This is a genomic window from Comamonas halotolerans (assembly GCF_030162935.1).
Classification (GTDB): domain Bacteria; phylum Pseudomonadota; class Gammaproteobacteria; order Burkholderiales; family Burkholderiaceae_C; genus Comamonas; species Comamonas halotolerans.
In genome coordinates this window covers 268938-282052 of record NZ_JASAUZ010000045.1, presented here as the reverse complement: position 1 = coordinate 282052, position 13115 = coordinate 268938, and the positions used below count along the sequence as shown (strand labels likewise).

General features: G+C 56.0%; 12 protein-coding genes. All 12 read left to right on the top strand.

The window, feature by feature from the left end:
* The first annotated feature begins 859 nt into the window (after positions 1–859).
* The 12 genes from QEP11_RS15625 (at position 860) to QEP11_RS15570 (ending at position 13056) form a co-directional block, all read left to right on the top strand.
* Positions 860–1690 carry an alpha/beta fold hydrolase gene (locus QEP11_RS15625; RefSeq protein WP_284337571.1) on the top strand — a complete coding sequence of 277 codons (831 nt, stop codon included), beginning with the start codon at positions 860–862 and terminating at the stop codon, positions 1688–1690.
* A 108-nt stretch (positions 1691–1798) separates the two neighbouring features.
* Complete coding sequence (locus QEP11_RS15620) at positions 1799–2716, top strand: VOC family protein (RefSeq protein WP_284337570.1); 918 nt, start codon at positions 1799–1801, stop codon at positions 2714–2716.
* 29 nt (positions 2717–2745) lie between these two features.
* A complete protein-coding gene (locus tag QEP11_RS15615; protein ID WP_284337569.1) occupies positions 2746–3918 on the top strand; it encodes an acyl-CoA dehydrogenase family protein in 1173 nt (390 codons plus the stop codon).
* 81 nt (positions 3919–3999) lie between these two features.
* Positions 4000–5181, top strand: a complete 1182-nt coding sequence (locus QEP11_RS15610) for a flavin reductase (RefSeq protein ID WP_284337568.1) — start codon at positions 4000–4002, stop codon at positions 5179–5181.
* A 61-nt stretch (positions 5182–5242) separates the two neighbouring features.
* A complete protein-coding gene (locus QEP11_RS15605) occupies positions 5243–6127 on the top strand; it encodes a LysR family transcriptional regulator (RefSeq protein WP_284337567.1) in 885 nt (294 codons plus the stop codon).
* A 65-nt stretch (positions 6128–6192) separates the two neighbouring features.
* Positions 6193–6654 (top strand): hypothetical protein, encoded by a 462-nt coding sequence (locus QEP11_RS15600; protein WP_284337566.1) that lies wholly within the window; start codon positions 6193–6195, stop codon positions 6652–6654.
* Positions 6655–6724: 70 nt separating this feature from the next.
* Entirely contained in the window at positions 6725–7261 is a 537-nt protein-coding gene (locus tag QEP11_RS15595) for a DoxX family protein (protein WP_284337565.1), read from the top strand.
* A gap of 13 nt (positions 7262–7274) precedes the next feature.
* A complete protein-coding gene (gene mhpD, locus QEP11_RS15590) occupies positions 7275–8075 on the top strand; it encodes a 2-keto-4-pentenoate hydratase (protein WP_284337564.1) in 801 nt (266 codons plus the stop codon).
* Positions 8076–8134: 59 nt separating this feature from the next.
* Complete coding sequence (locus QEP11_RS15585) at positions 8135–9082, top strand: acetaldehyde dehydrogenase (acetylating) (RefSeq protein WP_284337563.1); 948 nt, start codon at positions 8135–8137, stop codon at positions 9080–9082.
* Between the two features lie 9 nt (positions 9083–9091).
* Complete coding sequence (gene dmpG / locus QEP11_RS15580) at positions 9092–10117, top strand: 4-hydroxy-2-oxovalerate aldolase (RefSeq protein ID WP_284337562.1); 1026 nt, start codon at positions 9092–9094, stop codon at positions 10115–10117.
* 402 nt (positions 10118–10519) lie between these two features.
* Positions 10520–11581: a TRAP transporter substrate-binding protein DctP gene (gene dctP / locus QEP11_RS15575; RefSeq protein ID WP_284337561.1), complete on the top strand. Its 1062-nt coding sequence runs from the start codon at positions 10520–10522 to the stop codon at positions 11579–11581.
* 98 nt (positions 11582–11679) lie between these two features.
* Complete coding sequence (locus QEP11_RS15570) at positions 11680–13056, top strand: MFS transporter (protein WP_284337560.1); 1377 nt, start codon at positions 11680–11682, stop codon at positions 13054–13056.
* The last annotated feature ends 59 nt before the right edge of the window (positions 13057–13115 follow it).

Below are 13115 nucleotides of genomic sequence, written 5' to 3'. Positions count from 1 at the left end.
CCGGGTCTAAGCGCCCCATGTGAGCGATTGCCATCAACTTCACTTTAGACATACACACCCATCTTCATTTCTGCCAGAAAAATGGAGCTGGGTTTACTGCCTGTATGACCTAGCCACCTGCTTTCAGCAAACCACTTGGTCACCTGCTACACGCGCTCATCTTGTCAGCCGGTGTGCCACATGCTGCCTGAAGCGCTCCAGCCATAACAAGTTCCACGCCAGGTGGGCAATGCTGAAGCTGCCTGCGGTCAGCCTGAATTTCCAGGCGCCATCCCCCGGTCGACAAGCGAGCAGCTACAGCACATGCGAAAACCTGCTTTGCCAAAGACAGCTGCACCAAGTTTGAGAATGCCTACGCATAAGCACTCCTCACGGGAGGCCCTGCAATGCTCGTGCATGCACGCTGCGCGACAAACTGTGTCGGGCGTTATCCAGCACATCCTTTTTGACTATCTGCGGTGACGGTGCGCAATGCATCGACCCGTCAAGCGCCTCTGTTGCGGCCGTACTGCCGGCCAAAGCGACATGCACCGCACAAGCAGCAGCATCCGACTGGATCCCGAACTCTGTTGACGAATGTGCTGCAGCGAAGTCATTTCGGGATCTATTGCGAAATGAAAATTTCATAGCAACAAACATATAAACAACAATGCTTTCCACCATTTAGCATGCCGTTCAAACGGAAAAACTGGCAGGCATATCAGGGTTTTCGATTAAAGATTCTAGAACGAACATTCAATTAACATCGGTCAAGCTAACAGTTTTTAGCCAATGCACTTTGCGCCAAATCAATGAATCAACCATCTCATGAGCGGTTGCTGGATCTTTTGGCAAACAAGGCCACTCCCGAAAGACATTTATGCCAACACTGACCGAAGCAAATACAAGTAAACGCATTCAGACCAAAAGCTGGGACATTCATTACCATGAAGCAGGCAGCGGCCAGCCTCTGATCCTGGTGCACGGTGGCGGCCCTGGCGCCTCTGGCTGGAGCAACTTCCACCCCAATATTCCCTACCTGTCGGAACGCTTCCGTGTGTTCGCCGTTGATCTTCCTGGCTGGGGCAAGTCCCAGTCGGTGAACTACGAACAGCGCGATAACAGTGGCGCCCTGGCCGAATTCATCGAAACCCTTGGCTTGGGCAAGGTTGCCATTGTGGGTAACTCAATGGGCGGCTCTTCCTGCATCCGCTTGGCCTATGAGCGTCCTGACCTGGTTTCACACCTCGTGACGCTGGGCTCTTCTGCAGGCATTCCCAGCATCTTTGATCCTGTGGGCCTGAGCGAGGGCGTCAAAGCACTTGAAGCCGCCTATTTCCATCCCGGCCCGGACTCCATGCGCAAGTTCATTGCAGCCATGGCCTATGACACACGCCATGTCACCGATGAGTTTGTCAACGAGCGCGTTGGCATTCTGCTCTCGCGCCCAGATCACATCGAAGGCTGGAAGAGCGGACACGGCAAGCCGATGGTACGCATTGACCAGACACGTCTGGCGGACATCAAGGCGCCCACCCTGCTGGTGCACGGACGCGATGACCGTACCGTTCCCTTCACAGCCGGGCTGCATCTGGTTCGCCAAATTCCTGACGCCCGACTGCTGCTGGTCACCCGCTGTGGTCACTGGGTCCAGCTGGAACATGCCGACGAGTTCAACCGCTCTGTGGCTTCGTTCATCCAGGGCCACTAAGCACACCACCTGACATGGTTCGCATGCACGCCATCTGAATGCACGGCGTGCATGCAGCACGCCCCATCAGGTGCGTGCTGCTCAAGCAGCGCTACTAGAAAGAATCGCATGATTACGTCACTTGCATATTTTGGAGCGACCTCTCCTGCTTACAAGGAGTGGGAAAAGTTCGGTCCTGAAATTCTGGGCTGTGAACTGGTCACGCCGGGAGAAGACGGCGCAGTACGACTGCGCTTTGACGAAGTCGCCTATCGCATGGCTATTCACCCTGGTGAAAAAGACAGCGTGTCGTACTTTGGCTGGGCCACATTGGGCGAAGACAGCGTGCAGCCCATCTTGGAGCGCTTGTCCACCTATGGCATCCAGGCCCAGAAAGCCAGCGCACAAGAAGCGGCAGCACGTGGTGTGGTCGGTTACTACTGGTTTGTGGATCCGGTCGGCATAAGGCATGAGCTGGCCTGGGGCCAGCTGCGCCCCCGCACCCCCTTCCGTCCAGGGCGTGCACTGAGCGGTTTCCGCACCGGCGACCAAGGATTGGGCCATGTGGTCCTGGCGGTTCCCGACCTGGAAAAAGCCGATCACTTTTACCGCGATGTCATGGGCTTTCACCTGTCGGACACGGTGGTCGATGGACCGATCTACGCGTTCTTCTACCACGTCAACGGACGCCATCACTCGCTGGCCGTTGCACGCTCCCCCAACCAGCGCGCAGCTTTTCTGCATTTGATGGTGGAGGTGAACTCGCTGGAAGATGTCGGCCGCGCCTTGGATCTGTGTGAGGCACAGCAAGTGCCGATCACACGCACCTTGGGCTGTCACACCAACGATCAGATGACGTCGTTCTACATGCAGTCACCTTCCAACTTCCGCATCGAATATGGCTGGGGTGGTTTGGAGGTGCACGACCTCTGGGAACCCCGTTATTACGACCGCACCAGCAGCTGGGGACACAAGCATCAACACAAAGAGCTTTCTCCCTTTCTGGACATCGAACCAGCAGCGCCCCCTACTGCCTCCGCGCAATAACTACAACTTACTCTCACTGGAGATTGAATATGCACCCCGTCGTTGAAGGCCTGCCCAACCTGGCCAATCTGGTGGCCCAAGAGGTTGATGCCAGCGAAGCCCGAGGTTTCATCACTGATCAGGCAGCAACGCTGCTGCGCGAAGCAGGCGTTGTACGCATGCTGCAACCCAAAGATTTTGGTGGTGATGAAGCCCATCCCCGTGACTTTTACGAAGTGCTGATGGAGCTGACTGCACGTGCACCATCCATCGGCTGGGTCAGCGGCGTGGTCGGTGTACACCCATTTGAATTTGCCCAGGCAGACCGTCGTGTTCAAGAAGAGGTCTGGGGACAGGACAAAGACACCTGGATCGCTTCTCCATATGCATTTATTGGTCGCGCCAAGCGTGTCGATGGCGGCTTTTTGCTGAACGGCCAATGGCCCTTCTCTTCCGGCACAGACCATTGCGACTGGGTGGTGCTGGGTGGCCGCGCAGAAAAGGAAGGCGGGCCTGAGAATGAGTTCACAGAACCATTCCACTTCATTTTGCCCCGCAAGGACTATGAAATTCTGCAGGACTCCTGGAAGGTCATGGGTCTGTGTGGCACCGGCAGCAAGGATGTCCTGGTCAAGGATGCCTTTGTTCCAGACTACCGTACCCTGGCTGTGGGCGCGCTCAACTCACGTGAATACGCCAGCAAGAACCGCCCCGGCAATGCCCTGTACCAGGTTCCTTTTGACCTGCTGTTCCCCGGCGCCATTGCAGCTGCCACGATCGGCATTGCGGATGGTGTGGTGCGCCACTTCTCGGACTACTCACGCGATCGCGTCTCGCGCATGGGCATCAAGGCTACGCAGAACCCTTATCACATGTCTGCACTGGGAGCTGCCATTGCCGATATCGATGCCGCCAAGCTGCAGATCCTCTCGGATATCACCCATGCGTACGACGTAGCTGCTCGCGGCGAGCGTGTCACGGATGCCATGCAGGCCCGTGCTCGCGTGCACCAGGTACGAGCCGTGCATCGTGCGGCGAATGCCGCTGCCAACGTATTTAAAAGCGCTGGCGGCAATGCCAATCGACTGTCCAACCCGATCCAGCGCCAATGGCGTGATCTGTCGGTGGCGCTGGGCCATGCATGCAACGTTGAAGACCCCGTCTATGCCGCCTTCGCAGGCTCGCTGTACGGCATTCCCAAGCCCGCAGGCGTAATCATCTAAGCCGTCCTGCAACTACTTGTACAGGGAGTGATACGGCCACTCCCTGTACTGATGCGCTCGCTTGCCCGGATTTCTCAGGCCATGGAAAACAATCAAAGTCACATTAATAGCGAACAGTTTCGTGCGGTGCTTGGCAACTACCCCACCGGTGTGGCTGTTGTCACGGGCCTAGACGCCACAGGCGAACCTCTGGGGATGGTGGTTGGCACTTTCACCTCGGTCTCGCTGGAGCCCCCACTGGTGGCATTCCTGCCAATGAAAACGTCTCGCACATTCAATGTTCTGCGGGAAGCCTCGGACCGTTTCTGCATCAATATTCTGGCCGCTGACCAAGAAGGCATCTGCCGCACCCTGGCCGCGCCCGGCGATCGCAAATTTGACACCGTGAAATGGCATCGCAGCCCTTTGAACAACCCGGTGATAGACGGCGTCGTAGGCTGGATTGACTGCACATATGCCAATGTCGTCGACGGCGGCGACCACTTTATCGTGCTGGGTGCGGTGCAGCATATGGGGTTGGAACGTGATGCCCTGCCTTTGCTGTTCTTCCAGCGTGGCTATGGCCGTTTCTCCACAGTGCCATTGATGCTGAACAATGAACGCGAAGTCCTGCATGCAGTGCGTCTGGCCGAACAGGCTCGTGAAGACATTGAGGCCATCGCCCGGGAGCTGGATGTGGGCTGCAGTGTGGTGGCGCCTTCTGGAACAGATTCCGTCTACGTAGCCGTGGCTGACCACGCATGCGCACAGGGCAGCAACAACCGTTTGGGTGTGCGTGCGCCCTTGCTGCCACCACTGGGAGCACTGTTTATCGGTGCCAGCAATGCCATCTCCGAAGAAGTCTGGCTATCGCGACTGGGCAAATGCCCCCCAGAAACCCAAGAGCGTGCCAAGGAGCAGCTGCAACGTGTGCGCCAGCGCGGCTGGTCCATTTCTTTGCGTGGTGCATCGGTGCAGGAGCTCGATAGTGCTCTGGAGCTGTACTCCTGCCCACACCGCACGCCAGAACAGGAGCGCCGCTTCATGGCGACGGTGTCACGCATGTTCGACATGCATGAGCCCGAACATATCAGCCCTGCGCACAACTACGAAGTGCTGCACCTGAACGTCCCCATCAGGAACGCCAGCGGCGAAACTTTGCTTGCATTGCGCTTGAGCGAGCTGCCCAGTGCGATGCCTGGTGCACAGGTGCTGTCGTATGTAGAAAAGCTGCAAGGCATTGCCGCACGCATTGAAGCCAAGATCGCATGCCTGTCCGCATGACGGCTCAGACATGGAGCCCTGTAGCTCCGTTCTTTTCCCACCAAGCCATGGAGTGATCGTGATGGATATGAGCCAATTGCGCAGCTTTGTTGCTGTGGCGGAAGCTGGCAGCTATATCAAGGCCGCGGACTTGTTGAGCACGCCTCAACCCACGTTGAGCCGCCAGGTGCGCACGCTGGAACTGGAGTTGCGTGCATGCCTCTTTCACCGGCATGGTCGGGGGGTACGCTTGACCGACAAGGGCGCCAAATTCCTGGAATATGCGCGTTCGGTCATCCATACGGTCGAGGCTGCCATCTTGTCGGTCAGAGACAGCGAGTCTGTCTATACCGGCCAACTGGCGATTGGTTTGACTCCCAGTATCGGACGCATTCTGATTCCGACCTTGGTGCCTTTGCTGAAGGCCGAATTTCCATTGGCCTCCATTCGTCTGACCGAAGGTCTGTCTGGCGCCTTGTATGAAAAAGTCTTGCTTGGGCAGATTGATTTCGCCCTGGTATTGAGCCCTGCCAGCTCTCCGCACCTGGCGATCGAACCGCTCGCCACAGAACAGCTGTATCTGATTGGCCCTCCGTCACAAACGGCGCAGGACGACATCAGCCTGAAAGAGCTGGTGGAACTGCCATTGATCCTGCCCCATAGCAACCAATGGACCCGCCCAGCAGTGGAAACCGCTGCTGCACGCCTGGGCCTGCGTTTGCGTATCGAGCTGGAAATCGACTCTACCGCATCCACTTCTGAGATTGTTTCTAACGGGGGTGGTTATTCCATCATGCCCGGCAGCCTGAAGCGACTGCAATCATATCCGCCACTTTCATGGCGCAAGATTGTTAATCCACAGCTTGAAGCAACCATCAGCATGATTACTTCTACACGCCAGCCAAGCAGCAAACTGGTGCAAGCCGCTGCTGATTTAGTCAAAACCACCATGCGGGAAATCATTTAGGCATTTGTTTTTTACAGAGACAAGGTTGCGCTGCCCAGCGCCTCAACATTCAGAACTACACCTATATGAAAATCAAAAAAACGACTTTCAACCTGATTGCCGTGTTAACGGGCCTGGCCCTCACTGCTGCAGTGACACACCATATGGCATCCAACCCGCGTTGGGCAGGCGATAACGGTCCTGGTGTCGGTAAGCTCCCCCGCGAGATTGTGCTCGGGTTTATGACGAGCAGCTATGCATCCGGTCAAGCAGCTCTCGCCATCGAAAAATACATGGCCCCCAAAGCGGTGGATACCGGAGTGCCTGACACACAAAAACAAGACGGCCAACTTGTGAAACAGCACGTCAAGCGCTTTGTTGCCGAAGGCTTGCAGATTGCAGTCTGGCATTGCCTGGACTTTCCAGATGGATCAAGCCAAGAAGTGGTCGATTTTTTCAAAACACGTGATGGCCGCATTCAAGAACGCACCCGAGCGCTGACGCAAGCCTTACCTGAAGGCACTCGTTGCACCGTCCAGGATCGCTGAACCACTTCAAAAATCGATTGCCTTTAATAGCTTCTCTGATCTCTAACGCAGGCCAAGGTACTCAAATCTCATGAACACCTCCAACGATAACCAATACATACCGATTAACGGATGGTTTACCGGAACCTTGATCATCACCTTTTTCCGCTGCATGCTGGGTGCTTGGATGATTGTCAACGGCGTCAACCATTTATTACCCATGGTGGGGCTTCCAAATATTTACCCACAGCCATTGGGAACATTACACCTATCGAATGTCATGCTGGTCAGCATGATTGAGACAGGCCTGTTTGATTATGTGAAAATTGCTGAACTCCTCGTTGGCATTTGCCTTGTTTTCAATCGATTTGTACCGCTCGCATTACTCATTGCATTGCCACTGAGTCTGGTCGTTTTCTATAACTCGATTGTTTTAAATCTGAGATTCGAGCGCTTATTCAGTTTCTATATGGCCGTATGGTGCACATATATGAACATTATTCTCATTTTTGCCTATATAAGATATTACATCCCGATGCTGCAATACAAAGCTCCAGTCGGAAAAGTCGAAGATTTACGACTCATCGGTCAAATTTTCAAATCCGATGACCATCACAAAAATCCATGAATCTGGAGCTGCAATGAGTATGTCTGATACCGTCCAATCGCTGGCGCAACGTCTGCGCGAAGCGGAAGCCAACTGCACCCCTATTGCACCTCTGCGCGACTTGATCGCTCATGACAGCGAAAACCTCGCCTACGCCATTCAACAGTGCAATGTAGAACATGGCGTCGCCCAGGGACGCCCTATTGTGGGCCGAAAGATTGGCCTTACCTCTCCCGCCGTACAAAAACAACTGGGGGTCGATCAGCCGGACTTCGGCACCCTCTTTGCCGACATGCTGTACGGCGACCACGAACCCGTACCGATGCACCGCACATTGCAAGCCAAAGTGGAAGCAGAAGTGGCATTGGTGCTGGAGCAGGATCTGCCTCGCGCAGATACGACTCTGGTGGAGCTGATGCATGCCACTGCCTACGTGCTGCCGGCCATTGAGATTGTCAGCAGCCGTATCGAGAACTGGAACATCCGTTTTGCCGACACCGTGGCCGACAACGCTTCCAGCGCGCTGGTCGTGCTCGGTGGTGTCAAAGTGCCACTGGACAACCTCGACCTCAAACAGGTGCAAATGCAGATGACCCGCAATGGGGAAACCGTGTCACAGGGCCACGGTGCAGCCTGCCTGGGACACCCGCTGAACGCAGCGCTTTGGCTGGCTCGCAAGCTCGCAACACTGGGCCAGCCTCTCAAGGCGGGAGATCTGGTGCTGACTGGTGCTCTCGGCCCGATGGTGCCGGTCAGCGCCGGGGATGTGTTCGAGGCCCAGATCAGTGGCGTGGGCTCAGTTGTTGCCCAGTTTGCCCCCAACCCAGCTTCCTAAATCTGCCTTTCCTCCAGCACCTACAAGGTGCACCCTGATTTCCTTGCAAGGAGCGTGTTATGACGCAAAAACTCAAAGCAGCCATTATCGGCAGCGGCAATATCGGCACCGATCTGATGATCAAGATCCTGCGCCACGGTCAGAACATTGAAATGTCGGTCATGGTGGGCATTGACGCCAACTCCGACGGTCTGGCACGCGCTGCCCGCATGGGTGTGGCAACCACGCACGAAGGCGTACAAGGGCTGGTGAACATGCCAGAGTTCGAAGACATTGACTTCGTGTTTGATGCCACCAGCGCTGCTGCCCATGTACACAACGACGCACTGCTGCGCAGCAAGAAACCAGGCATTCGCATGATTGACCTGACTCCTGCAGCCATCGGCCCGTACTGCATCCCCGTCGTCAACGGAGCGCAGCACCTGGATGCCTTGAATGTCAACATGGTCACCTGCGGCGGGCAAGCCACCATCCCCATGGTCGCGGCTGTTTCGTCCGTGGCCAAGGTCCATTACGGCGAAATCATTGCCTCCATCTCCAGCAAGAGTGCTGGCCCGGGCACCCGCGCCAACATCGACGAATTCACAGAAACCACGTCCAAAGCCATTGAAGTCGTGGGCGGTGCAGCCAAAGGCAAGGCCATCATCATCATGAATCCGGCTGAACCGCCGCTGATCATGCGTGACACGGTCTACACCCTGAGCGAATTTGTCGATGAGCAAAAGGTTGCCGACGCCGTTGAGCGTATGGCAGCCTCGGTTCAAGCCTACGTGCCCGGCTACCGCCTCAAGCAACGTGTCCAGTTTGACCGGATCACCCAGCCCATCCGTATTCCTGGTGTCGGGGATGCCTTGACAGGTCTGAAAACGTCCATCTTCCTGGAAGTCGAAGGCGCAGCCCATTACCTGCCCGCGTATGCCGGCAATCTGGACATCATGACCAGCGCAGGTTTGCGCACCGCAGAACAAATGGCCACGCGCATGCTGGCTGCCAAGGTCGAAGCTTAAGGAGTCTCCATGATCCCCGCAAAAAAAATCTATATCTCCGACGTGACGCTGCGCGATGGCAGCCACGCCATCCGCCACCAGTATTCTGTGGAAAAGGTCAAGCAAATTGCGCGTGCCCTGGATGATGCCAAAGTGGACTCCATCGAGATTGCACACGGCGATGGCCTGCAAGGATCGAGCTTCAACTATGGCTTTGGCGCCCACACCGACCTTGAGCTGATTGAGGCTGTGGCCAGCGAAGTCAAGCATGCCCAAATCGCGACCTTGCTGTTGCCAGGCATTGGCACTGTGCACGACCTCAAGAATGCCTACGATGCAGGCGTGCGCATTGTTCGCGTAGCCACCCATTGCACCGAGGCCGATGTTTCCAAACAGCACATTGAATATGCACGCCACCTGGGCATGGAAGCAGTGGGCTTCCTGATGATGAGCCACATGACCACGCCACAGGCACTGGCCCAGCAGGCCAAGCTCATGGAGAGCTATGGCGCAACATGCTGCTATGTTGTTGACTCGGGTGGCGCCCTGGGCATGAACGACGTGCGCGATCGCTTCAAGGCGTTCAAGGACACCCTCAAGCCTGAAACACAGACAGGCATGCACGCACACCACAACCTGAGCCTGGGCGTAGCCAACTCGATCGTTGCAGTGGAAGAAGGCTGTGACCGCGTCGATGCCAGCCTGGCCGGCATGGGAGCTGGTGCCGGCAACGCCCCCCTGGAGGCCTTCATTGCCGCCATTGATCGCATGGGCTGGAATCACGGCACGGACTTGTACAAGCTCATGGATGCAGCCGACGATATTGTTCGTCCTCTGCAGGACCGCCCTGTGCGCGTCGATCGCGAAACACTGGCATTGGGCTATGCGGGCGTTTACAGCTCTTTCCTGCGCCACTCGGAGTACGCTGCCGCCAAGTACCAGCTCAAGACGGTCGATATTCTGGTGGAACTGGGCAAGCGCCGCATGGTGGGTGGGCAAGAGGACATGATTGTCGACGTGGCTCTGGACTTGCTGCGCAGCAAGCAAGCCGCATAACCTGCGCCAAGCTGGTGGGGAAAGGCTGTGCAACGCAAGTTGCACAGCCTTTTTTCCAGACACGCAACACCTTGTCGCCGATTACTGAAGCGAACCTGACGCCCAGCTATCCGCCAACCTGCTTTCCAGAGGCTGAGAAATGCCATTTCAGCCCTCAAAAAGACCGCGAATTACCCCTACTGCAGGTATTCAATCACAGGGGTTTTCCTCTACTGCACAGCGGTCCAACCTCCCCCTCCAGCAGCCATTTCAGAGGGAGAAAGCACTAGCACAAAATCTATACGCTTCGGACATATCAGAGTTGGTGTTTCTTCGTGTTGATTTGACTCAATGTCAATCTCAGAATTCTAGAAAATAGATTCCAGAATCACTTTCTGGAGAACGACAGGAACGGAGACAACGATGAACTTTGCGCTGCTCAAGCACGCGTGTTGCGACCATGCGCAAGCATTGGCTCATCACGCTGCAGCCTTGCACCAAAGCTGGCGTCAATGGTCCTTGGCTGCTTTGGCGGCGCTCTCCGCCTCGGTCGCATGCGCACAACCGGCTGCCAGCACCAACTCTGCACTCACCGTTGCGGATTACAGAACCTATCTGCCTGACAGTCATTCCGTCCCCCAGGCTCTGCAGCTCCTGGCGCAAAGCTTCAATCAGACCGCTCCAGGCACTACCACACTGCAAGTGGTGCGCAACCCGCTCAGCGGCAGCCCTTTGCAACAGTTGCAGGCACTACAGAAGAACACCGGAGAGGCACCAACCATCATGCTCTCCGCCACGTCCGGCTTGGCAGCGCTGGACCCCGCCTTTGCACTCTTTGATCGCCCTTACGCTATTGAAACTGCCGCGCAGGCTGAAGCTTTCTACGCCAGTGAAGAAGCCGCCGCCATGCTTAAAGCTTTGCATGCACATGGACTCCACGGCTTGGCATGGATGGAAAACGGCTTTCGCATCATCACCGCCGACCGTGCGCTCAAGCAGATCACCGATTTCCGCGAGTTGCAAATTCGCACCGTACCTGTGCAGGAATCGCAACAGCTCTTTGCTGCGCTTGGCAGCCTGCCTGTAAGCCTGCCGGCAGACCAGGTCAAGCACGCTTTGGCCAGCGGTCAGCTACAGGCACAAGAGAGCTTTGTCAGCCTGGCACTGCAGCAGCATGCACAGGCATTCCATCGCCATCTATGGCTGACACAGCATTCCTACGGTGCTCAAGTGCTGCTCATCAACCTGCAAGTCTGGCAAGCACTCTCCGCCTCCGAACAGGAGCGCTTGCAACATGCCGCCACGCACGCAGCCCGAAAGCAGCGCCAACATAACCGAGAAGCTGACCTCCAGGCTTTGCAACAACTGCAGGAACAGGGAGTGCAACTCAGCCAGCCCTCGCTGCTGCTGCTGCGAGAAATGAAAGATGCCACGCGCCACTTGCGCGAGCCCCCCAAAGCGGCCCTCCGTAAAAGCTCAGCATAAGTTTCGACGATGCCGACCCTGACGGAGCCTCTTGCCTGGGTGTTCATAGAAAAACTCCCATCGCGTTCCCACTTGATAAAAAGAGACAGTTGATTCCTATGACAAATACCATTGATGCAGCAGCGCGCGAAACCCAAAAACGCAGGGCCATATTGGCCAGCTATTTGGGAACCACACTGGAGTATTACGACTTCTTGCTGTATGGCATTGCCGCAGCTTTGGTCTTTCCCAAAATCTTCTTTGTCACGCTAGATCCACTCGCCGCAACACTCTCTTCGTTTGCGACATTTGCGGTGGGCTATTTCGCTCGGCCTCTGGGTGCCATTGTTTTTGGTCACTACGGTGACAAACTGGGCCGCAAGAACGTTCTGGTAGTCACCTTGGTCATGATGGGTGCCGCCAGCACGCTGATTGGTCTGCTGCCCACCTATGCCCAAGTTGGCGTCCTGGCCCCCGTATTGCTGGTGGTATTGCGCTTGCTGCAAGGCATTGCCATGGGTGGTGAATGGGGTGGTGCAACCTTGATGTCCATGGAGCATGCCAAGCCCAAAGGCCGTGGATTTGCAGTCAGCCTGGTGAGTGCTGGTGGCCCTACCGGTGCAGTATTGGGCACCTTGGTCATGACCCCCTTCTCTTTGCTGCCCAGCGACCAGTTCCTGAGCTGGGGATGGCGCGTGCCATTCTTGATCAGCGCACTGCTGATGGTCGTTGGTCTCGTGATCCGTCTCAAGGTCACTGAAACACCTGAATACGAAGCTGCACGCAAAGCAATTGCGGAAAAGAAGAGCAGCACCCCATCGATTCCGCTGGTAACGGTCCTGCGCTACAACAAGGGACAAATCCTGTCTGGCGTGCTGGGTGGCCTGGCCCCATTGTCCTTCTCGACATTTGCCGCCGCCTTTTTGCTCAACTACGCAGTGGAAGTGGGTCATTCACGCCCCAGCGCTTTGATCGCCATGACCATCGCGAACTTCTTCAACATCTTCACCCTGCCACTGTTTGGCGCACTTTCGGACCGTGTTGGCCGCCGCCCTCTGATGCTGACGGGCGCCATCGGCGGCATTGTGTTGATCTGGCCCATCTTCCTGCTGGTGCATAACACAAGCTTCTACACGCTTTTGCTCGCGATGGTGCTGGCCATGCCTGTCATTCAAGCGCTGATGGGCGGTGTTTTCAATACCTGGATCAGTGAGAAATTTGCAGCTGATGTGCGCTACAGCGGGATTGCTCTGACCTTCCAGATTGCCTCCACGCTGGGAGCAGGCCTGTCTCCCCTGATTGCAACGTCGCTGCTCTCAGCTTCCAACGGCAAGCACCCAGAATGGGTGGCCGCATACTTTGCTGCCATTTGCTTCATTAGCTGCCTGGCATATTGGTTCAGCCGCGAACGTTTCGACAAAGAACTGGATACACATACCGAAGTTTCTGACGCCCCCAGCACAGGTACAGCCAACTTTCAGAAACAGGCCGCTTAATAAAAAAAATAATAAGCCTTAATCCCTGATTATCTTTATACCCATCCTCATTTTCATGA

Bases quoted from the DNA above. Each gene is read 5' to 3' on its own strand.
- QEP11_RS15625 (WP_284337571.1), top strand. From the start codon at position 860: ATGCCAACACTGACCGAAGCAAATACAAGTAAACGCATTCAGACCAAA.
- QEP11_RS15620 (WP_284337570.1), top strand. From the start codon at position 1,799: ATGATTACGTCACTTGCATATTTTGGAGCGACCTCTCCTGCTTACAAG.
- QEP11_RS15615 (WP_284337569.1), top strand. From the start codon at position 2,746: ATGCACCCCGTCGTTGAAGGCCTGCCCAACCTGGCCAATCTGGTGGCC.
- QEP11_RS15610 (WP_284337568.1), top strand. From the start codon at position 4,000: ATGGAAAACAATCAAAGTCACATTAATAGCGAACAGTTTCGTGCGGTG.
- QEP11_RS15605 (WP_284337567.1), top strand. From the start codon at position 5,243: ATGGATATGAGCCAATTGCGCAGCTTTGTTGCTGTGGCGGAAGCTGGC.
- QEP11_RS15600 (WP_284337566.1), top strand. From the start codon at position 6,193: ATGAAAATCAAAAAAACGACTTTCAACCTGATTGCCGTGTTAACGGGC.
- QEP11_RS15595 (WP_284337565.1), top strand. From the start codon at position 6,725: ATGAACACCTCCAACGATAACCAATACATACCGATTAACGGATGGTTT.
- mhpD (WP_284337564.1), top strand. From the start codon at position 7,275: ATGAGTATGTCTGATACCGTCCAATCGCTGGCGCAACGTCTGCGCGAA.
- QEP11_RS15585 (WP_284337563.1), top strand. From the start codon at position 8,135: ATGACGCAAAAACTCAAAGCAGCCATTATCGGCAGCGGCAATATCGGC.
- dmpG (WP_284337562.1), top strand. From the start codon at position 9,092: ATGATCCCCGCAAAAAAAATCTATATCTCCGACGTGACGCTGCGCGAT.
- dctP (WP_284337561.1), top strand. From the start codon at position 10,520: ATGAACTTTGCGCTGCTCAAGCACGCGTGTTGCGACCATGCGCAAGCA.
- QEP11_RS15570 (WP_284337560.1), top strand. From the start codon at position 11,680: ATGACAAATACCATTGATGCAGCAGCGCGCGAAACCCAAAAACGCAGG.